12 protein-coding genes are annotated in these 23,339 nt (G+C 45.4%); 5 read left to right on the top strand and 7 right to left on the bottom strand.

Annotated elements, in window-relative coordinates; translation table 11 throughout:
* Nucleotides 1-7 precede the first annotated feature (7 nt).
* Entirely contained in the window at nucleotides 8-952 is a 945-nt protein-coding gene (locus WH95_RS11185) for a GlxA family transcriptional regulator (RefSeq protein ID WP_162199388.1), read from the top strand.
* Between the two features lie 130 nt (nucleotides 953-1,082).
* Complete coding sequence (locus WH95_RS11180; RefSeq protein ID WP_046507035.1) at nucleotides 1,083-2,426, top strand: NAD(P)/FAD-dependent oxidoreductase; 1,344 nt, start codon at nucleotides 1,083-1,085, stop codon at nucleotides 2,424-2,426.
* 49 nt (nucleotides 2,427-2,475) lie between these two features.
* Here WH95_RS11180 and WH95_RS11175 read toward each other — a convergent pair whose 3' ends face one another.
* Entirely contained in the window at nucleotides 2,476-3,849 is a 1,374-nt protein-coding gene (locus tag WH95_RS11175) for an MmgE/PrpD family protein (protein WP_046507032.1), read from the bottom strand.
* Between the two features lie 19 nt (nucleotides 3,850-3,868).
* Entirely contained in the window at nucleotides 3,869-4,720 is an 852-nt protein-coding gene (locus tag WH95_RS11170) for a nitrilase-related carbon-nitrogen hydrolase (protein ID WP_046507029.1), read from the bottom strand.
* A 233-nt stretch (nucleotides 4,721-4,953) separates the two neighbouring features.
* Between WH95_RS11170 and WH95_RS11165 the strand changes: the two genes are divergently transcribed.
* Nucleotides 4,954-5,976 (top strand): GlxA family transcriptional regulator, encoded by a 1,023-nt coding sequence (locus tag WH95_RS11165; protein WP_052741961.1) that lies wholly within the window; start codon nucleotides 4,954-4,956, stop codon nucleotides 5,974-5,976.
* 134 nt (nucleotides 5,977-6,110) lie between these two features.
* Complete coding sequence (locus WH95_RS11160; RefSeq protein ID WP_052741960.1) at nucleotides 6,111-7,667, top strand: trimethylamine methyltransferase family protein; 1,557 nt, start codon at nucleotides 6,111-6,113, stop codon at nucleotides 7,665-7,667.
* A gap of 95 nt (nucleotides 7,668-7,762) precedes the next feature.
* Here the strand turns inward: WH95_RS11160 and WH95_RS11155 are convergent, their stop codons facing one another.
* Nucleotides 7,763-8,443 (bottom strand): cupin domain-containing protein, encoded by a 681-nt coding sequence (locus WH95_RS11155; RefSeq protein WP_046507023.1) that lies wholly within the window; start codon nucleotides 8,441-8,443, stop codon nucleotides 7,763-7,765.
* 162 nt (nucleotides 8,444-8,605) lie between these two features.
* On the opposite strand from WH95_RS11155, the gene WH95_RS11150 reads away from it, so the two are divergent.
* The gene (locus tag WH95_RS11150) at nucleotides 8,606-9,490 is read left to right on the top strand and encodes a LysR substrate-binding domain-containing protein (RefSeq protein ID WP_046507021.1); all 885 of its coding nucleotides are present in this window, start codon (nucleotides 8,606-8,608) and stop codon (nucleotides 9,488-9,490) included.
* Nucleotides 9,491-9,575: 85 nt separating this feature from the next.
* Here WH95_RS11150 and WH95_RS11145 read toward each other — a convergent pair whose 3' ends face one another.
* The 4 genes from WH95_RS11145 to WH95_RS11130 form a co-directional block, all read right to left on the bottom strand.
* On the bottom strand, nucleotides 9,576-20,204 hold the full coding sequence (locus WH95_RS11145; protein ID WP_046507020.1) for a hypothetical protein: 10,629 nt from the start codon (nucleotides 20,202-20,204) through the stop codon (nucleotides 9,576-9,578).
* 146 nt (nucleotides 20,205-20,350) lie between these two features.
* Nucleotides 20,351-21,382, bottom strand: a complete 1,032-nt coding sequence (locus WH95_RS11140; RefSeq protein WP_046507017.1) for a CsgG/HfaB family protein — start codon at nucleotides 21,380-21,382, stop codon at nucleotides 20,351-20,353.
* Nucleotides 21,383-21,432: 50 nt separating this feature from the next.
* Entirely contained in the window at nucleotides 21,433-22,047 is a 615-nt protein-coding gene (locus WH95_RS11135) for a hypothetical protein (RefSeq protein ID WP_046507015.1), read from the bottom strand.
* A gap of 245 nt (nucleotides 22,048-22,292) precedes the next feature.
* Nucleotides 22,293-23,327, bottom strand: a complete 1,035-nt coding sequence (locus WH95_RS11130; protein ID WP_052741959.1) for a siderophore-interacting protein — start codon at nucleotides 23,325-23,327, stop codon at nucleotides 22,293-22,295.
* Nucleotides 23,328-23,339 lie beyond the last annotated feature (12 nt).

Genomic DNA, 23,339 nt, shown 5'->3' with positions numbered 1-23,339 from the left:
CAGAAAAATGCCTGACAGAGGGGTGTTTGTATTCCTGTTACTTCCAAACTATTCCCTGCTCGCCCTCAGTTCGGCCGTAGAGGTTCTGCGTGCTGCCAACAGGTTATCCAGATCGGAAATATATTCATGGCAATTAGTCTCTGCTGATGGCGGGTTATATCCATCATCAGGCGGTCTGGCCTTGCCAACCGAAACACTTGATAGCCCAATAACAGATATAACACATCTGGTGATTTGCGGCGGGGATGGGTCTGACAGTCTTAAGGATAACAAAACCCTTTCTTTTGTTCGCGAACACGCCAGACGCGCCAGATTATCCGGGGCCATATCCGATGGCTCTTACCTTGCGGCCCGTGCCGGGCTGTTTAACGGATATAAATCAACAATTCACTGGCAGTGTTATGATGGTTATGTGGAACAAAATCCGGACTTGCATATAACCCGCCAAATTTACGAGATTGATAGAGATCGCTTTTCCTGCGCAGGCGGAAATGCAGCTTTTGATTTATTCCTTCAACTCGTTGAACGCGACTATGGCCGACATTTAAGCCTGGAAATTGCCGAAAATTTTGTACATAGCGATATCAGGCCCCAGGTAAGTCCACAGCGACTTAATCCTTCATTCAAGTTCGCAGCTTCAAGCCCACGGCTCAGTGGTATAATTGAACATATGGAACAAAATCTTGAAACACCTTTATCCTTGCCAGACCTTGCAAAACTTGTTGGCATTACGGCCCGGCAAATGGATCGTATTTTCCAGCAATATGTTGGTGAGAGCCCAAGCAAGTTTTATATGGGCCTTCGAGTAAGGCGCGCAGCTTATCTTTTGCGTCAAACCAATCTGGCAATTGGTGAGATCGCTGTTGCATGTGGATTTGCATCATCATCTCACTTGGCAAAACATTTCCAGCGAATATGGAGAATGTCTCCGCGGGAATATCGAATACTCTAGATCTTCCCCCAAGTTGCGCATACCAATTTATGCTCAAAAATGTCTCATATGTTGTTTTCTCATTACCTGTTCCACTTAAACTGAGAGAAAATTTTATATAAATGTTCTCTCTAACAAAGGTCTGGGATCAATGGCTTTTCCAACGAAAACAAAATACATTATTATCGGGGCTGGCATTCATGGCCTGTCAACAGCATGGCATCTGGCAGAAAAGCTAAAAGCTAAAGGACAAGGTTCCGGGCAAGATATCCTTGTCATCGATAAAGAAGGTATCGCATCCGGTGCCAGTGGGATCGCATGTGGTGTTGTCAGAAATAACTATTTCCAACCAGCCATGCGTGAATTAATGGCACATTCTGTTGATGTCTGGGAAAGCGATCAGGAAGCTTTCAACTATAACCCCGTTGGCTATTTACAAATAAGCCCAGAATCGATGCATGAGGATTGTGCGAATATCCATCGCCAACAAGCCGAGATAGGCTATTCATCTGATTTCATAGAAGGTAGCGATAAGTGCATGTCTTATATGAAAAATATCTTCAATGATTGGCAAGCAAAAGGGATCACAAATATCCTTCATGAAAAACGTGGAGGATACGCAAACAATACCAAAGCGATCTACGGGCTGGCCCAAAAAGCCGAAGATAACGGCGTGCGTATTTTATCAGGTGTTGAGGTCAGGGGTTTTAGCTTTGCAAATGGATCTTCCGCTGTCACAGCCGTTGAAACTGACAAGGGTAACATCGAATGTGATCAGGTCATTGTCGGTGTTGGCCCCTGGATAAAAACCATCTGGGATATGCTTGATCTTCCTAAGTCCGTCGATATTAAAGGTCGCGACGGTAAAGTTCATACTGATATACCTATGTGGCGATACTGGGCACTGGAGGAAGGTGTTCTTGGTGTTGAACCAGGCTTCTTAATGGATAACAACGGCAATATGCCCCCCGTTATTCATGTAGATACGGATGAACCCCTCTATTCCGACGTTGACGGTTCTCTGATTACCGATGAAATGTGGGGAATTTACTATAAACCCGATTTTCATTTCAACGGCGTGCAAGGCGGTGCGATGCCTTACAAGATAGATAAAGCCGCTGACGATGTGAACATTGACCCTTATGGGCCAAAGTCACCAGAATTCATTGTTAACGATCACTTCGCACACATGTGGACATCAGCCCTCGCCTTTTGCCAGAAACGTTTCGAAGGACAAATAGTTAAATACAGGAATGAGCCTTCTGGCGGCCTTGGCTGTTTTACACCGGATAGTTTCCCCGTCTTTGACCACTTCAGAGAGAACGTGACGATTATTGCAGACTCAAACCACGGCTATAAGATGATCGGCGTTGGCGCCCTGATCGCTCAAGAAGTTTTGGGAGAGAAATCAGCGCTTCTGGAACCTTTTCGCTTTGATCGTTACGCAAAAGGAAAATTGCACCCGGTAAGCAACAGCCCCTTCCCCTGGAGCTAACGGACACAATAGAGAGGGCTCATTACGGGGCTCTCTCTATTGTTGCTATCTATTTATAAAGGTGTTCATTTTCTATAACGGGGTGTTTCAATAGACCCAACAATTCTGCCATCGCATTAGGATCACTTGTTAAACCACCAACAGATTTTACAATTCCCTCTATTGTCGCTTTATGTATCGCCCCTTGGCACAAGTTATGAAATTTTCGTAACATGTGATCATCCGTTAACGGGTTTTCTGGATCGCCGTTAGGGCAAGTTGCAGGCGTTTTCAAAACCTCACCGTTATTGAGTGTTATTGCAACATCGGCCCAACGCTCCCCGGGAAACTTTGCGTTATATTCATCTCTCTCCTTTAGGATAATCTTCTGGCTTAATGCCAAAATTAAGGGATCACACAAGGAATGTGACGATATCTCATTAGCGCCTAAAGTACCGCGCACAATTAACGCAGCAACCGGAAATGCAATTGCATACTGCGCTTCTTCTGTTGTTTTCGGCGCATGCCCCCCAAGACAGACACCTTCATGAAATGTCCGGATTTCAATCTCAATTATTTCTTGATGATTAAGTGACTGTTGTTCCATCAAATCGGATACAGCCTGTATAGCTGGTTGTGCCCAACGGCAAACAGGATATGGTTTGAAATATTGCGCCAAAATCTCCCATCTTTCATAAAGATCATCCCAATAAGGAATAACATCTTCATCTTCGAGGGTTATTGCCGGGGCGCCGGTAAAACCTGATTTGGCAAGATATGCTGCGCTTACCCCGGCCATTGCGCCCCATCCAGATCCATCCTTGAGCATCGTCGGATGATCTATACAGCGCATCATCTGACTTCTGGGGCCATGATATTCCGCAATTCCCAAGGCATGCCGGGTTTGTTCGCTATTCAATTTAAGCAGACGCGCGCCTATAGCAGCTGCGCCAATAGCATTCCAGGCACCTGATGTATGATAATCGCAAGCCGTAGCATGTAACGCTATCCCCGCTCGCAAGCTGGTTTCATACCCAATGACCAAAGTCGTGATAAACTCTGTGCCGCTTATCATCCCTTGTGCATCTGACAGACTGTAAACAAAGGCCAACAAAGCAGGTAAGACAGCTGCTCCCGCATGTCCTTTTGTTAAGCGATGACCATCGTGCGCATCAAAAGCATCAATCGTCATTCCCATCGCAAGTGCGCTTCCCGCCGGGCTTGCTATTTGCCCTGTAAAAGGAATAGTTGCAGTCTCTTTACCTGCCCCAAAAAGAGAAACCGCATGTTCGGTAATGATCTCAGAGAGCTCTGTTTGCCTGCCAGCCACAGCAACGCCCAATAGATCTAGACAGCACCGTTCGGCCATCTTAACGACATCAGAAGGCAAATCGTCAAACTGTGTGTCATGGATAAAGGAAAAAATTGCGTCTTGAGAAGACATAAAACTTCCCCCTAATGTCTTACTGTTTACAGATGCGATTGAATTCACGAACAAAGTGATGTGGATTGAGGTCTCGCAAGGTTGGTAGAAGATATCGTGCTTTTTTCACCTGCGCATAATCCGCTTCGGCAAAAATTAAACACTCTCCCTCTTCGGCTTGAGAAATAACAATACCTTGGGGAGAGACAATTGAACTTCCTCCCCAAAAACTTATGTCATTCTGGGGTCCGATCCAGTTACTCATCAGGATATAACTGCCAAAGGTAAGTGCTGTATTTCCAAGATTTTGTTTCCAACCTTTGGGGTTAGAAAAATCTCCACCGACTGCCTCTGAAGCTGAAGCAATCGGCGCGATAAGAATATTCGACCCACGCAAAGCAGAAAGACTTAGAAGCAAAGGATTCCAGTGATCTGCACAAATTAATGTACCTGCGCACCACGGGTCTTTTTGATCGAGAGGCATAAAGCTGTTTACTTCTTCCCCAACGGTGAAGTGCTTCCCCTCTTCCAATAATCCATAGGTTGCGAGATTAATCTTTCGATGAATATTCAGAACCTTCCCGTCCCGAACCGTCATTGCAGAATTATAAAAAAGCGCACCATCCCCTTCTTCAACAAAACCGAAAGTAACTGTTATACCAACAGCACTGTCTGTAATTTGAGAAATAAAATTATCGCTAATTCGAAGCGCAACATCCGGAATTGGCCGCGAAAAAGAATACCCCGTAAGTGATAGTTCAGGAAAAACAAGGATATCCGCACCAAGCTCTCTCGCTTGCTTAATAAACTCTATATGCCGCGCAACACCATCCTGAGGTGAAGTCGGCCCCGCAATTAACTGCGCCACAGCAAGGATAATTTTATGCGTCATCTACCAGCCTTATTACATCACAACCTTATACATTCTTATGGAACTGATTATGCGCAAATGCCTTAAAGCGACTAAGATATGATCCCAAGCGGCCTATCAAAATATATATAGAAGAAAGCCGGTTTTTCTTTGCTGTCGTGTTTTATTACGTCACTATTATATTATTGCAGTATGATATTGCTGAATAACTAAACAATAGATCAAGACCAAAGAACGCATTCTATAGGCCACGAATGACAGAGTATCACAATCAAATTCGGTTTGAAGAAGATGAAGAACAGGAAATGACAATTGCGTTTCTCCTTGTTCCTGATTTTTCCATGATGTGTTTTTCCAGCTTGGTCGAACCGTTACGTGCCCTAAACAGGCTTGTTGGGCATGAATATTTCAAGTGGGTATTTCTTTCACAAGATGGTCGGCCAGTTCTGGCTAGTAACGGGGCGTCGCTCAATGTCCACTACCCGATGGATCAACTCAAAAGCTGCGATGCGATTTGCGTGTGTACAGGTATTGACGTCAGTCATCATGCCAATGATGCAACCCTCGGATGGTTGAGACAGGAAGCCCGTAAAGGTCGAATAATGGGGGCCATATCAACAGGCACCTATTTTCTGGCAAAGGCTGGATTACTGGAAGGAACAAAATGTACCCTGCATTGGGAAAATCAGGATAGTTTTCGTGAACTTTTCCCCACGATAGAAGTTACCAATCGTCTCTATGAAGTCAGTGAAAGGCATTTTAGCTGTGCAGGTGGTACTGCTGCGTTTGATCTTGCTCTATCCTGGATTACAAGCAAATTCGGGAACAGCGCAAAGACCGCTGTAGCTGATCAATTTCTGCATGGAACCGGCAGATCCCCCGAAGAGCCACAGAGAAACGACTGGGTGGAACGCTATGGTATCCATAATCCCAAGCTGCTCGACGTTATACGCCTTATGGAGGACAACCTTGAGGAGCCTATGTCCCGCCAGGAACTTGCGGATACTGCCAATGTATCCGTTCGCCAGCTGGAAAGGCTTTTTGGCAAGTATTTACAAAGTTCCCCATCCTCATTCTACCTGCAACTCCGGCTGGAACGTGCGAGCTATTTCCTAAGGCAGACGGCCATGCCTGTTTCAGAAATAGCTATCGCCTGTGGGTTTATTTCCTTTTCACATTTTTCACGTAGTTATCGAAAACAGTTTGGTCGTTCCCCAAGCGAAGAAAGAATGCCGGAATACGAACGTACTGACGCAAAAATCATCGATACTTTATAGAAAAGCAACTCTCCAAACTCTGACGCTACAAGACAAATACACGTCGTCTCAGACATTTTTACCGTCACCACTTCACATAGGCTCAAGATAAATCAGCACTAATGCTGATCCATTGAGATGTGCAGGAGAGCAAGGTGGCAAGAAGACCCGGACGTCGTAACCGTGAAAATCAGAAAACGTCAGAAAGCAAATCATCCGTTGCGCCAGCCGGAGCAATGGGAGGTCGATACAAGCCCCTTCTTGATCAAGAAGTTGACCGTATTTTTGAAGCAGCTCTGATCGTTCTGGAACGCACAGGCATTGAGGTTATGGAAAGCCCTTGTCGCGAGACGTTCCGCAAAGCGGGATGTCGGGTTGATCGCGATATCAACCGCGTATTTATTCCGCCAGAGCTTGTGGAAAAAGCCATGAATACTATGGCCCACGAAGTTTTATTGGCGGGAAGAACACCCGAACATGATCTGAACCTGGGCAGTGCGCGTGTATATATGGGGACAGGTGGTCAGGCCGTTAAGATGCTGGACCTCAACGGCAACGTTCGAGAGACCATTACCAGCGATAATTATCACATCGGGCGCCTCGTGGATAAGCTTGATAATATCCATTTTTATATGCGCCCTGTGGTTTGTCGCGATCTCGAAAATGAAGATATTGATGTAAACCAGTTTTACGCCTGTCTAGCGGCGACCAACAAACATGTCATGGCAAATTCATACCTTCCCGAGCGAGTCAAAGATTTGCGAACAATGGCCAACATGATTTCGGGGAGTGCTGAGGCATTTAACAAACGCCCGATCATTTCTTTCACGGCTTGCTGGACCGTTAGCCCCCTGCGCTATGCAATGGAAACGGTAGAAGTTCTTGATCAAGCAATCGAACATGATATCCCTGTGGTCATATCTTCAGCACCTCAGGCAGGTGCCACATCCCCGGCAGCGCTAGCAGGAACATTGGTTCAACTGCTCGCAGAACAGCTTTCTGGTATTGTCTATGTCAACCTGATCAAACCGGGCTTCCCCTTAATTATGGGATGTGTTCCAGCGCAAGCGGATTTGCGTACCGGTGCCTTTACCGGTGGATCAGGTGAATTCTCACTCCTAAATGCCGCCTGCGCCCAGATATCGCAACATCTGCGTATTCCCATTTATAATTCATCCGGTATTTCTGATTCAAAAATTCCCGATGCACAGGCCGGTGCAGAAAAAAGCCTGACAGGCCTCGCCGCCGCACTGGCAGGTTCCAACTACATCCATCACTCGGCTGGTTTTCTTGAGAGCCTTTTGACTGTTGCCTATGAACAGTATGTTATCGACAACGATATTAACGGTGCCATTATGCGTATGGTCCGTGGCATAGAGGTAAATGACCAAACTCTCTCAGTGGACGTTATACATGATGTTTGTACAGATGGCCCCAATCACTTCCTTGGGCATGAACAGACACTAAATTTAATGAACACCGAATATCTGTACCCCCAATTGATGGACAGAGCAACAAGAGACGATTGGGAAGCATCTGGGGAGTTTGACCTGCGGCAAACAGCAATCGTTCAAGCAAAAGAGCTTCTGGGCAATCATTGGCCAAAAATCTTCACAGATGAGTTAGACAACGATTTACGGAAACGTTTCAATATCTTGTTACCGAAATCTGAAATGCAGCCAGATGGTTTTTGGGATCGTTTTATATCCTAATTTAGGAAAAGATATAGCTTGTCCCATAATAAAAAGAGGACCAAAAACACCCTCTTTTTATTCTAATTTTTCAATCAAAGAATATCGTCTCAACCTCAATAAGCCAAGGCAGCGACCAGATGAACCCGGTGATGTTCCCCGCCATTTAACGCTGTATGATACCCACGCGTATCTGTAAAATATACAGATCCATCAGCAGGTAAGTGCGTAACGTGATGATTAACGATAAAAAGTGCACCCGGGTTTGTAACCAAAGGGATATGTAATCTTGGTTCCGGGTCGCGGTGCCACGAATTACAATTATACAAGCCTTTGGAAAGAATGCGCATCCGACCGATGGGAAAACGACGCATTAGTTCCCGGTGAACGGTCTCAAAATAAGTTCCCTTGAACTGCGGGTTGAATTCAGAAAAAGCCCTTTCATCCACAAGGTCTTCACGAGGTTCTTCCACATAACGATCATCCGCCCGAAGCCAATAACGTCCGGATAAATCATTTGCAGTCGATACCGTTTCACCCGGACGACGATTGAGAGGAATAGCGGCAAAGCCCTGATCCTGCATGTCCCCTTCAAATGAGGTAATTTTTAGCACCTCATCCAAAGCGGTCCGTAGTTTCTTGATATCAAAGCAGAGGGACAACTTTTCTATACCTGGCCCGGAAACGAAGTTTGCAACAGAGTCAGTAATCCGATCTTCAGCCATCCAGGTTTTCATTTGTAGTACATCAGGATCATTTACCAACGTATCTTTCGCATTTTGTAATTCGATATTCATGATCAACATCCCATGGGTTCAATTAACTGATAAACTCGCACGATATGCAAAGGAGTGCACAACGCCTTTTTCTCATAAGTTGATGCAAAAAACTGATTAATATATAGTCGACATATTCATGAAAGGTAGAATATCCATCCGTTTGGGAAATCACTTTAAACAATGCGTAGAACCATTCCTTCGACCATGGCACTTATATGTTTTGAAGCGGCCGCCCGATACCAAAACTTCACACAAGCTGCTCAGGACATTAACTTGACCCAAAGTGCAGTAAGTCGACAAATCAACCTGTTAGAAGAGCTTCTGGAACAAAAGTTATTTGAACGCATACGACAACGTGTAAAGCTGACCGACGCAGGTCAACATTATCTGCTACAAATTCAACCGCTTTTAGAAACACTGGAAATTGCGACGATCAGAATGCCGGAATTTCAGGCCATGAGTGGCGGTATAAATATTGGAACTTATCCTACGCTAGGTTCGAGATGGTTACTCAAGCATTTAATGAATTTTTCTACTGAATTTCCAAATATCAATACAAACACCATTACTTATCTTGATAACAAACAGTTCGACCATAATATGATCGACATTGGTATTGTTCAGGGCGATCCACCCTGGCCGGGATGCCGACACGATTATCTAATGTCAGAAGAGCTCGCAGCTGTTATCAGCCCCAAACTGTTAGATAATCAAGCAATCAGTGAAAAGACTCTTTCATCGTATCGATTACTTCAACATACAACACGACCACAGAGCTGGGATATTTGGTGCCAAAGTTCTGACGTTAAAAAGCCCAATCCCCGAAACACGCTATATTTTTCACAGTTCGAAATGATTATAGAAGCAACAATTTCTGGGCACGGTATCGCAATCTTGCCCGTTATCCTCATAGAACGCGAACTGGCTGATCAAAGATTAACTCTTGCCCATCCTCATATCGCAAAGCCTGAAAGTGCTTATTATCTCATTTCACCTAGCGCAAAAGCCAATACAAAAAAAGTTCTAGCCTTCCGCGATTGGTTATTATCGCAAACCCGCCCCTAAAAAACACATACTTAAACATGGGTAACATTGACGTACATATTATTCATCACGGGAACTCACCCTGTCATGGCTTCAAGTCTGGCCGTCATGGTTGAGACTTCACCTTAGCGACAGGCGGTGTTTTGTAATGTTGCAGATAGTTATCGTTTGAGGCTTCCGGCGTCAGATCAAACAGGCGTCGTACTTCTGCCAGCTCCATAATACCGCCGGGATTAAAGGCAACCTTTGCATCGGCTCTCATCTTCATAGCCCCAAAATTAAAATTCGCACGGTGATTTTCACGCACTAACTGGCGAATTTCATTTAGAACCATTTCACGTGCGCCCGGGAAATCTTGCCAGACTTCAAGCTGTTCTGCGGTTGGGCGATTAATCAACCGTTGTACATTACGGGCATTATCATACCGTTGCCGTGCCGTTCTACCATGCATGGCGACAATGCCCCCTGGATCCAGCACAACAACGCGCCAGCGATCAGTTCCTTTTAGCTTCTCAAAGGAATAGTTATCAGGCTTCACATCCAACCAAGCAAGGCCACGGCGATTGAGCTCTCTGAGAGCTTGGTCGAGGGCAAGGGACTGCCCTTTTGTCATCTCCCCACCCTGCTCTCTCATTATCTGTTCTGCCGTGCCCCGTTCCATTCGTTCATTGATTTCCACGGACTGGGTGTCCCGCACTTCAAAATATTCCGTACTTGTCTTGGTCACATCAAATCGGGCAAAGCGTTCGACAATCCGGATAAACCGCGTATCAACCAGTTTTTCCAAAGCAAATCGACCAAATTCATCAAGAACTCTGGCATCCCACTTTTCCGCGACGGTTACACGAACCACGCGGGCTTTATTTCCTGCATGTTGATATACGTGACTGGTCGAACCGCTTCCAAGATGTTTACCCAGTGGCAAGAAGTGTTCAGCCCCACTGGGGTCAGTGAAATTAAATTCGGTTTGCGCCTTTGCAGTCATATCAGGACGGGAAACATCGAACTTAATACTCTCACTGCTGATTGGCTCATTACCGGGTGCCCTTGGCACCTCGGCAGCAGGAACATCCACAGCAGCGGCCTTTTCGACCTTTACAGGCTTATTGGTTTGAGGGGCTGTCGCTTTATCTGGATCAACATTATCATTGGCAAATTCCAATTCCCCTCGCTCACCTTTAGGATTGTTAGAGGCAACTTCCCGCAACCCGGAAGTTTGGTTATAAAGAGCAGCGGTCAAAATATTCGCAGCTTGTTGAATATCAGATAAGTAACGTTGCCCGGCCTCGTTATAAATTGCTTCTTTTTCTGCATCGGTCAGTTCCCGTTTGAGTTCTTTTGCCCGCGCATCAATCGCCTCTTGTGCCAAGATCTCCTTGACCTTGTCGATATCTGCACGGTTATCATTCAACTCGACCGTTTCTCTGACGATCCTTTCCAGTGACCCCAGTTTTAACCCGGCAATCTGAGCGGCATCCAAAGCCCTGACAAAGTACTTTGCACCTTTCGAAGCAAGTTTGGACGGGTCCCCGGAATGGGTAATTTCATGCAACATATGAGCAATCTGCTCGAAATAAGATTGCCGTCCTTGCTCTGGTGTTAATTTGATTTTTAATTCAGGTGCTGTATCTGCAAGCAAGCTTTCTGCTGTAATAGACCGTTTTGCAGCCTGTATGGTGAAAACCACATGCTCAATGGCTGCCTGGGTATAATAGGCTTCTTGTGCAAAATAGAGCGCCTTTGATTGCGCATTCCGCAATTTCTGCCGCAGGCTTTCTTTTTCTGCCCCCGACGCTTTTTCAAAAGCCGTTCTCAATTCCAGAATATCTTTAAGAGCACTTTCATATAATCTGTTTTCTGCGGTGATTTGCAGATCAACTTCCTGAACCGGATTTTCCCGGTCATTTCTCAAGAGCTCTTTCTGCGCCTCAATAGCGTCACGGTATTCAGTATTATATTTTTCTGTCAATCTTAGAGATTCAGCAACTTCGGCCTTTTTACTTTCAGAGGTATTTTCAAGTATCCATTTTTTATGTGCATCCCATGCTTCTTTTGGCAGTGCCTTGCGCGCCGAGAGATGAGCAAAGGCATCCTGGAAAAGCACATCGCCTTTTCCGGCCTCTATCAGGCTTTGGATTGTTTCAGTATAGGCGTTGGTATCAAGGACCAAGCCGGTTTCACGTCCACCAATCTCGCTGGCTAGTTTCCAGCGATTGGCAAAACGGGCATTAAACAGAATGACGCCCAGCGCAGCCTTGGGGCCGACAAAGCTGATATCATAATCACTGGTGAGGTTTTCAGAGCCAAAGGCTTGAACTTCACCGCCAATTTCCTGAACAATTTCATTGGCAAGATTATCAACGATCTGACGGCGAAGATTAACCAGCTTTCGCATATCATGTGCGGACAAATTGCCATTCTGATAATCTTTTCTCGCAGCATCCCAGTTTCCGTTATAGCGCTCCATCAGAATTTTTGTGGGCTTGTCGACAAAAAGAAGCCAGTCAACATATTCAATATGACGGATTTGCGCTTCGCGAAGCTGGCTGACTTTTGTCGTTGGTCCTGTTCCCGCGACAGGTGGCTTGCCAATTGTCTCTAGCCATTGGTTAATTCTGGCCTCATTCAAACGCTGTAGCGGAGATTTATTTTTCCCTTCAAGGGCTTTCCCAGTCCCTTTTAGAAGGACAATCGTCAAAAGATTTCCCAGATAATCATCCTGACTAATCTGATTACCTTCCAACAAGCCGTTCAAGGCAGTCAGTACAGCGGCTTCACCAAAAATTGCCGTCTGCTTGAGAATAGCAGCCAGCTGTTTCCGGCCTATATGCTGGGCTACTTTGGCAACGCCTTCTGATCCAGCGCCGAAACCTTTTAATGCCCCTATAATCAAAAGGTTATGCGCATACTCTTTAAGAAGAGTTTCACTAGACCAATAGCCATCTTTCATCAAAAGAGCCGGGTCCAAAGCAACCTGCGCTGTGCGATTGAGGAATGTAAATGCCCCCGCTTCCAAGGCCAACCCCGTCCCATAGGCAAGCGCTTTTCCTCCTAGCGAACGCACAGCCCCTGCTGCAAGGACCTCGGCGGTTGCCCAGCGACCAAATTTTCCGGCAATCCCACCTGGTACCGCTATTGTAGCAAAAAGCTCACCCGCCTGCTTTGCATTCAAAAAACGGTCTATTGTCGCAGCGGTTCCCGTTGTTGTTTTCTTGACAAATTCACTGCCAACTTTAGTAGGATCCAGCACAATTTGTTTGGGAATAGTATAAACACCATCCTTCAGGAAACCATGGGTTCTGAGAACCTCTTTATCCTGTTCACTTAACTGGTTTGGAAGGTTATGCCCTGCGCGTATCAGTGCAGTATTAAGCTTCTGGCTTTCCGAAATGACTTCTTCCAGTTCGGCCTGAGTATCTTTCATCCCCCCAAGAAGATTTGCAGCCCTTGCAGGTCCAGCTTCGTACCATTCGATATGCAGATAGCTCACAAAGCTATCGAGTTCTCCGGCCAGGGAAGCTTCTCGCAAAGGGATCATAGCCCGGAACAGGCGTTGAGCATCTTCATCAATCAAAGCGGCCTGATATTCTTCGACAAGTAAACGCTGTTGATTTAAGACAACTCTGCCTTCCAGCTCTTGTGCGGCCCCTTTCATTAAGCGCCCGGTTTGCCCCAATTCTTCGAACATTTCCAAAAGCGGATTGGATGTGCCGACCAAAGCCTTGAGGTATTTAGCTTCAGCCTTGATCAAATTTTCGTAAAGCTGTCCTCGTTCTGACCTGCTCCGATCCGGGTCTTCGTTAATAAGGTCAGCACGGCGTTGATCAAGATATTTAAGCTTGGCATCATCCATTGCCATCACGAGCCAATGATTAAGATATTTCTTTTCATTTGCATTATATTCCCGATCACGCGGGGTATTTTTATGATTGGCCAGCGTCTTTTCCCGCAAGCCACGCCCGACGGTAAAGTTAGAGAGATGCTTGCGCTCTTCCCAGATTTTTTCGGCTGATTTACCATTCGCGTAAACACCTGCAAGGGTACGGTGTATTGTTGTTATCTGCCATTCACGATGATTTTTAGGCAGGAAAGATCCATAGTTCATCCCGTACATTTGATAGTCAGGTGGCGTGAAGTTCCCTGCATTCTCAATATAATAGTCCTGCATTCCATCCCGAAGGGCCCGTAAACTGTTTAACTGGGTGATCTGTTCTTGCAGGTTAATTTTGGTGGTTTCGTTATCTCTGAGAACATTCCCCAAGCCGTCAAAGGCCTTAAGAATTTGCGCTTCTTTTTTATCTATATTTGTTGTTGCGCCAGAAACCAGTTCCGCCATTTTCTTGACGCGCTCTTCAGGCGGTACAGATAACAGATCCAGCCTGATTTTAAGTTGAGCGAGAGTCCGGATTTCCAGGTTGATCTGACTGAGGCTCCGCAGGTGTGACGCCTTCTTTTCTTTTACGCGGGCCAGTTTGGATGCTGTCGCCATCCTTTCTTTGAAATATTCATTGAGTTTCTGGTTAACGGGTTCACCTGTTTTCGCAAGAAATTCTGCAAAAACTTTTCGCTGCCCTTCAGTTAGCTGCGGGTCCTGGGATCGCATACGAACGCTATCCAAAAGGCGTGTGATTTGACGAAACCCCTGTCCTATTTCTTGAGGACCATGTTCATTCAATAACTTTGCTATTTGCTTTTTAAGTGCCGTTTCAGCGATGTCATAACGTCCGGAACGAATAGCATTACGGGCTATATTCCCCAGCTCACTGGCATATGTGGTGTCTTTATCAAGACTTTCCTGCCAGGCAATGGCTTTGTCGATTTCCTGTATCAAACGATTACTCGAAGACATCAGGGCTTTTTTATACCTCTCCCCAAGTCCTTCGGTCGCCATAAGACGTTTTTGAAAAGCCTGTATTTTCTGTTTCAGGTCGCCATCGTCCTGACCGCTTCCCAGGCCACTTGCCAAAACTGAAATTTCGGCAAAATCAAGCTGCACCAAAAGACGCTTTTTTGTGGCTTCCTCAAAATCCTCTGCCTGCCTGAGAATAGAAATAAGCGTTTTAGCTCTGACGTGATCCCCCTGCTCCACATAGCCATTCAACATGATACTGCCAACTTCAGCACCGATTGATACAGGTATATTGCCAAGAACCGATTTAAAATCTTCTTCTGTTACCTCAGTACCTTTCTTCGCCAGTGTAACTCTTGCCTGAAGGGCCAATAGCGATGGGTCCAGTGGTGTTTTCTCTAACGCTTTGGATAGAACAGATGTTGCTTTGGCAAGGTTTCCCTCGCGGAGTAACCTGTCGGCCCAATGAAGCGAAATACCGGCCATAATTTTCGGATCTTTGTTTTGCTCAACAAATTCCTGCAATGCTTTTTCTCGCGACTTGCGCAGGTCAGCCAGCTTGCCCAGTTTTTCCTTCACGCTTTCATTGAGAAAACCGTAACGGCGCTCTATCTGTGTGACCAAGTCAATTAAAGCAAGCGCCTTGCTCTGATTGATCTTAGCGTCTTCACTCTCCAGATTTTTGAGGACATCCAGCGCTTCAGCAAGCTTTCCTGAATTCACAAGATTACGAATTTGTTCCAGCCTTGACGCAGCATATTCCTTGCGAATTTGTGTCTGGGATTTTGATTGTTCAGCGGAGAACTGTTGCCCGTAAACAATCGCTCGTAAATCATTTATATTAACAAGCTGTTTGGTGAGAGCCGTGGTTAATTTTGTTTGTTCTCGCCCCTTTGGCACAGTTTCTCTAATCTTGTATAACAGCTTTCTGGTGTTCGTGTTCAGTTCGGAAAGAACAGAATTGAGGTCTTCTTTCTCTATTCCTTTCAGGCTTTTGCTCAATCGGGTTAACTGACGTTCCAACTGTGCAATTAACGGGGGTAGTTCTTTGGGATCTGTCCCCGGAAAACTGGCTAATTGAACCAGAACAGACAAATCTTTTACCAACGACAAAGGTGTCGCATTCGGCTTATTTAATCCTTCATAACGCGCTTTTATCAATTTCTCACGCAGCCTGTCATAGGACGCTTGCAGATAAGCAGTCTCATCCTTATTTGTGCCTTTTTTCCGAGAAGAAAGTATCTTGGACAGAAAATTAAGGCGTGGTAATTCATTCACAGCACTGTCTTTTGATTGTGAAACAACTTCCCGGTTAATGCGTTTAAACAATGCATCGATCAGCACTGCACCATCCGGCTTGAGATTGTTGTCAACCAATTCATCCAAAGCCTCGTCCAGTATCTGCTCAGTAACCTCTGCCCCAAATTTATGGGTCATTTCTGCAATAACAGACGGTAATATTTTCAAGGCAGGATCTTCTTTTGAGAACGCTGGCAAAACATCTTTGTTCAACCAGAAAACCAGCGATTTAACAGCCTCAAGTTCAGAACGCTCGGGCGTGTTGTTTTCACCGACTGTGTAACGTGCTTTCGTAGCTTTCAAACGTTGTTTTTCGTTTTCCAACGCCGTTTTTTGAACGTCAAAAACCTGTGCAAGACTTGTCTGACCGATTTCTCTGTAATGTTTGGCTGCGGCATCAAAAGCTTTGATATTTTCATCAAGATTTGTTACCAGGTTTTCAGGTCTGGCTTTGCTAAGAGCGATCTCTTGGTTCTCTGTCGGTGATTGATTTTTGAGTTGTTCTGCCTGCTTCTTCAAGCGGGCCTTTTCCGCTGATAATTGCTTTTCCAGAGCATCCCGCCCGGCAAACATCGCTTCTCTTTGATCTTCAAGTGATTTTATGAGACCCGGAACATTACTGCCCTCTGTGGCGGTCATAGTCTCTTCAACCGCTTCAATAGACTTATTCAATGATTCCAGTGTGGAAGATAGTTCTTTGGTTTTCTCATTTTCCAGTGCGACAGCTGGTGTTGAAGCGGGCAGAGGGGATACGGGTTGAGGATTTTGATTAATCGGCAGAGGATCACTTCGCCCCAAAAGCCGATCAATTGTATTAAGACCATTGGGATTGTATCTTATTTTTTCTTTATCGACGGCCTGTTGCCGTTCCAAAGCTTTGGCAACCTGACGACGGCTGACTTCCAAAGCCTGTCTTTGCGCCGTATATCCTTGAGACAGATCCTGCTGCCCACTTTTGATAAGTTCCTTCTCAACAGTTTCAAGAGACGCAATATTCAGGTCCAAACTGGTAAGCGCCTGCTTGAGTTCTTCCGTTTCTTTTGACCCTTTCTTTGTTCTGGTTTGAACACGGAGTATTTCCTGTTTTAGTTTCTCTTTTTCCCGGTCCAGTTTAACTTCCAATACGGCACGAGTGCTAAAAAGCGCCTCGCGCTGTGCATTGAGCCCCGTCTCTAATCCAGGAAGTTTATGCCCTCTTGCCGCCAACATACTGCCTTCGACGGCTTCTATGTTATCGTCAAGTCCAGCTATCGCATTTTCCAGCCTGATAACTTCCTGACTTTTCTGTGGTCTTTCAGAATTTTCCAACCCAGCGACAAGACTTTCAGCATCATTGTTCAGGTTCGCAGCGGTAGATGTGTTACCCTCACTTTGCAAAGCATCAGCAAGTGCCGCCCCCGCAATACCACCTATACTTCCGGCTATGGAGCTCAATGATTTTTGATCTTTCGACAGCAATTTATCTACTGTGTCCCGGCCAGATTTTTCAGGGTTAGAGGGCAGACCAGCCAAGCTGACCTTACGGTTCGTGGCCTCGGCAACCTTTCTTCTGTTTTCTTCAATCTCCTTGAAGGTTTTGACCACCTGATCCCGAGCTGTATTCCACGTTATCGCCCCGCCGCGTGTCATCGGTTCAGGCGTAAATTTACCATCCTGCATTTTCCCCTGAACACCCAACTCACCAAGCTTTCCAACGACTTGATTTTGTTGTGAAAGAATTTGATCACGCTGATAAGCCAAAACTTCTGTTTGCTGCGCCTGTTGAGCGGTCAGGCCTGCTTTAGCATTAAAATCAGCAAGCTTGCGGTTTACACTATCCAGCTCACTCCCCAATTTTGCCAGCTTCATCTGTTGATCAGCAACAGCGGCAACATTATTGGCAAATGCTTTGCGATCAACCTTTCCATCAGGACCTCTTGCCAATCCATTTGCAAGATCCGTATTGTGCAAACCAACTTGACGGCTAAAGATATCGACTTCAACATCCGGTAACAGCCCCCGCATTTCCTTGCGAATTTGATCAGCTTGCTTACGCAGTTCCGTTGATCTCATCCCTTCACTATAATTTTGCAAACTTTCATTTGCTTCATGGTAGGCAGCTGTCGCTTTTAAAAGCTTTGCGCGATTAGCAGCAACTTTGTCTCTCAATGCTTTTGGCCCCGTGAAGGTTTTGTTCATCTGTTGACGCAGTTCTTCCTCGGAACGCATACCGCTTACATCAAAATCTATGTATTCGGTATCACCAGCTTCGACCAAAGCTTGCTGTGCTTTCTTTACTTCATCCAACGCATCACCAACAGCCTGATTTCTACGAAGTTGCTCTTTTATTTCTTGGCTATAACGACTATCTTTTTTGTTATTTTCTTGCTTGATATTTTCTTCGACTTTATCAAGTTTATCGGCGAGTTGGCCGAATTTAGCCAAGCTATCAGCGGAACCGCCTTTTGGAATTTCACCAGATGCCAGGGCTTTATCTGCGGCTTCTAATCGCTGCAGGGCAGAATCAAATTGGGTACTGACTTTTTCCAACTCGGCAATATCCATCCCCTTGATTGATTTTGCCTCATAGAAAGAATTCATAAACTCTTTGGGAATATCCCCGCCGACATTTGGTCCTATGGGCGCGCTTAAATGTCCGTTAGCTTTTTGATGTTTGTCGAAAGCCTGTTGTGCTTTAGCCAACTCTTCTCCAAGGCCCAAGGCATTTGCCTCTAACGCAAAAGAAGCTGCTTTGGCCTCAGTTTGGGCTGCCTCATTTTTTTCCAATAAACCTTCCAGACCACGCATTTGTTTTCGTAGTTCGCTGGCTTCATTCTCGGTAATACCTTTAGTATGTTTCTGCCATTCAGCCTTTTGCCTTAGATCAGACATGGCGCGGCGAATTTTTTCTTCCTGTTCAGCCAATTGTTTAATTTTTTTATCCGATTTATGTTTCTCAAATTCAGCATCGTTCATACCAAACTTGCGGTCTTTCATATCCTCGACCGTCTGTACAGCTTTCTGGTGGGCCTTAACGTCTTTTCTGAATTGCTTTGCTTCCCTTTGCAAAGCGGCACCGTCATTACGATGAGCAGCCTTTTCGGCCTGATTTTCTGCACGTAGTTTTCGTATATTCTGACAAGCAGAAGAGCGGCAATTAGGATCACCATCCCGACGCATATCCTGCTCTATTTCGCGAAGGTTTTTATCTTCGCGCTCCAGATCTTCCCCATCTTTTTTATGTTTCTCAGCCTTCCGTTTGAGTTCTTTGTTTTTTTTCTCCAGTTCCTTACGTTCTTCTTCCAGTTTCTTTTCAGCATCACGACGAGCCTTGTATTTTTTGTCCTTTTTCTGGCGCTCCAACTCTTCTTTCAGTTTCCGTTGCTGTTCTTCCAGCTTGGCTTTAAGTTTTTCTTTCCGCTCTTTCTCTTCCTGAATTTTCTTTTCTTTTTCCTTCTGTCTTCTGTCCTCTTCCGCCGCGGCATCTTCAATGTCTTTGGGATCGACCTTTATTTCCAAAGTATTCTCACCAATCATTGCCAAAGAGTTATTTGCCGCGTTGCGAACCATGTCACCCACTTGTGAAATAAGGCTATTGAGATTGGGGCCAGACCATTCGCGGATGGTATCAATACTTGTTATAGGCGCAACGTCTTCGCGAACCAGATTACGTTTGGCCCGCTCTTCCGACGCCTTACGCATGGCCGTAATTTCTTCCAATGTCATTCCCGGTGGTTCTTTTTCCTCCTCATAATGAGAAACGTCCCCACCACTAGAAGCAACGACCTCCTTTGTTGCTTCAGCATCTGCTGTCGCTTCGGTCTCTTCAGCTCCTTCTTCTGATGTTTCACCGACGGCTTCTTCAGTTGTCTCTTCCTCTTTAGCCACGGCTGTTGTTGCAGGAATTTGATCAGAAGTTTCTGTTGTTGTTTTAGCAACAGTTGATACTGGTGTTGTCTCTGACGTTTCAACTTTGGTCGCGACACTGGGCGCCTGAGGGGCCGTTTGAATAACAGCAGGACTTTCAAGAACAGGGTTCTTTTGGATAACGGTTGATGTAGCAGGCACAGCATAGGGAACCGTTGAGCCTTTGGTGATGCTTTCGGTACGCGTTCCCAGAACTTGATAGACGGTCGTGTTTGACGACGTCGAACTCATGGTAACACCGCCAGTCGTTTTTGTTGTCGTCTCTGTCGTTGTTACTGTTGCCGTCCCACCCGATGTCATCCCCGGCGTACCGGTCTGTATTGGCATAGCAAGCGGCGCACTATAACTTTGCATATTATAAGACGGTATGGGGTTTTCTGTTACGGGACCATAAGGCAAAACCGGGCTATAGGGTTGGCTTGGACTATAGGGAGAAACATAGCCCTCGGCTTGTCTAGCCTGGGTCGCCTGACGTGCCTGGGTCGCCTGCCTTGCATAGCCACCACCCGGAACAGCTACTTGCCCCGGTGTGAATACTGTATAGCCCGGGTTTTGATAAGTTGGCGTTTCAGTGCTTTGAGATACAGCCGTCGAAAGCGGCAAAGTTAAAACAAAGCATACTACAAGAGCTACGCCGCCGCGACGAAAGAAGTTTTGAAACAGTAATGAAATACCAACCATATGGTTTCTCCCAAAACTATCCGGGAGGAGTGAATTCAACCGCTACTATTGTTTCTTATTGTTTGCTTTGATCACGTGTTGAATTTCATATTTAGCTAAACGTATCCCCGGATAGAACTTGCCTTTATCAAGGCAATCATTCAGATCTACCTGACAATAACAATAAGATCACCCCGCTGTGGGGTATCGATATCCAGTGGAACAAAACCACCAAACGAAAGCTTTGCGGTAACATCCGTGACAGTGACCAGACCCAGTTCTTTTTTACGGATCATCAACACTTCACCCGTTTGCGGGTCCGTCAGCTTTTTAATAACACGCTCAACCATAAACTTGTCATTCGCACGTATACCGGAATTGGAACCAGCATTAATATACACCTGCCCTTCGTCAAAATCGACAACGCGTCCAGTCCAGGCAACAGAATTGCTTTTTGCGGCGATCATTTGTACAGCACGAGTAATAGCCTTGCGGGTCGCTTCACCCAATGGCGTTTTAAGGAACTGGTTTGTTCCCATACTCACGCCTTTATAACCAAGGGACAGGTCCCAAGATGAGTTATCAATAGCTTCAGAAACACGATATACCTCTTCAACCTGTGAGGTCGTTGCGTTCACAAGACGTATATCCATCGCCACCTTGCCCGAGGCAGATTGGCGTGACAGGGCGCCGCTAAAAAGGTTACCGACATTGCCACCAGACAGCCCGACGCCAAAGCCACCACCCTCGTCCTGATCCCCAAACTCGGTTACAGATCCATAAATCAGGAAATTCAGTCCGGTGACTTGCCCAAGTTCAGGTCCCGTCGTTGAACTGGTAACATTTTGTCCCTTTAATTGTTGTTCTGCCAAAACCTGTTGCACATTGGCACGTTCGACCACAATAAAACGACCGGATTCAACAAGCGCAGATGTCATCATTGCAGATAACCCGCCCCCGATGTCCCAATCGCCATATTTTTGTTCAAACGATCCGACAGCATCAAACTTTCCGACGCTGACGACACGCTTAGGCCCCGCAATTTCCTGTACCGGTTCGGTCAGAATGGCAACCTTTTCGGTATCATCATCCGTTGAAGATTGAGCAAGAACAACAGTATGAGACGAAAACAAAAGAAAAACAAAAGTAAGCGAAAATATATAAATTTTCGAATAGTTACTAAACCAGAGACCCGACATCTGCACGTTGCCTTTCCACAGCTATTGGTCTTGGTAATCGGATTAATAGATCAATCAGCTATCCAAGAACCGTTTGTTTTATCAATTTTATAGCGTTCTACTAATGACCCCTCGACAGTAACGACTTCGGCAATAATAAATTTCTCTTCTTCCTGGATTTCACCAATCTTTAGACGTTCATTGCCATTGATCATCAACTGATATTCAAGCAACAGGCGAACGGCTTTTTCCGACGGACCAGCCGGACCATAAATATTATTGCCAGGAATGTTATTTGAAGAACGAGAAGGACCAGAAACGGGCGAAAGAGCACGTGGCAAGGTAGATGGTGGCAGGTTCAGCGAGCTATTGACCTGTTGTGTTTCGGAAAGCGACCTGACAATGTTCGATAAATTATTAATCTGTTGAGTTAAGGCATAATAATCAATCTGCCTGTTTCTGGGGTCCCGATAAATATTTTCGTAACCCACATGAGATTGAGCGCGAGCTTCTGACGCCTCTCTTAATTGTTGAGCTTGGTAATGCTGACGTTCTTTCAAAGTGACGTCATCAGAGAATGTAACCGAGGAAAACCCAACACACTGAACCAGAGATAAAAAAACAACACCATATCGAATTATTTTTTTATTGGTTACATAGCTCCTGAATTTAAGTGGAACATCCATTGATCTTCCAGACATAAAATTACAGAGATTTTAGTTTTCATAAACATTTATTATACACAAAGAAGAACTTTTTACAAAGGGGAGAATAATCACTCTCATCAATGCGTCTGCATTAGGCTGGTATCCACAGAATTCAAGATTTTTGACACCCTCCCCCAAAATATATCTTAGGAATTACATCCGGAATAAAATTATCCCCTGAATATTATACCAAAATCATTTCCCCCAATGGATGTCTTATTGGGCTAATTGTCCTTGGTCCAATAAGCGGCACAATAATATTGCTCAGGCTTTAACTTCCATTCCGTTTTCAATGTTTTCCTCATTTGTCTGGCGTCGGTCTGTTCCCCAGCAAACCAAACATAAAAATCATTATGCTCTGGCAAACAGACATTTGTCATTGAGTCCATTAACTGCCTGTCGTGTTCAGATAGCCAGACAACATCAACTCCTTCTGGCCTAACGAGCGAGACTTGATAATCCGGTTTTCTTGTTTCTATAAAAACCTTACCCTGAGTATTGGGAGAACTATTTTCCAAAATTCTGGAAATGGCCGGTAGAGCCGTTTCATCCCCGCCAATTAACAACCAGCTTTGATCAAGGTAACCACCTCCGCCAGGTCCCATAACTCCAATGACTTCCCCCTCAGAAACATTTTCAGCCCAATCGGCTGCGACACCACCTTGGTGACGTACCACATCAAAATCCAACTCTCCCTGTTCTGATCTGACATAGCGAGCGGTGTAAACGCGATTATGAAGTTCGTCATCACCGTCGGGAAAATGTACTTTTCCTGATTTAAGTCGGATTGGCCAAACTGGTTCCCGATTTCTGGATTTAGGCAATAGCAGTCTGAAATGAAGTCCCCCTTCATCAAAGATAGCCAAATCCTTGCCTGCCAAAGTTATACGTAACGTTCCCTCGTTCAGAACGATACATCTAAGAACCGTCATCGTTCGAAAATTGGCCGGAGCCTCCTCGTCCAAATTCTGTCCGCTCCAGACCAAATCGGATAATTTAAGATCAGGCATATGGCCTGTTAAATAGTCGACCACAAAATCACGCATGATATCGAGGCCGTCATCTCTTTCACTCTCTACGGTCAAGTTCATTTCTTTTTGGGTTGCAGAAAGACGCAACAGACCATATTCCCCGCGAATTGAATAGCTGTTGTCACTATGTTTTTCTGCTTTTAGTTCATGCTGTTCGATGTGAAGGACTTGTGCTTCCAGGTATTGATCTGCATTTGGCAGCGAAAGACTTAATGAAGACTGAAACATGACTTAACTCAT

This window comes from Kiloniella litopenaei, from assembly GCF_000982415.1.
GTDB classification, from domain to species: domain Bacteria; phylum Pseudomonadota; class Alphaproteobacteria; order Kiloniellales; family Kiloniellaceae; genus Kiloniella; species Kiloniella litopenaei.
This window is presented reverse-complemented; position numbering and strand designations above follow the sequence as displayed.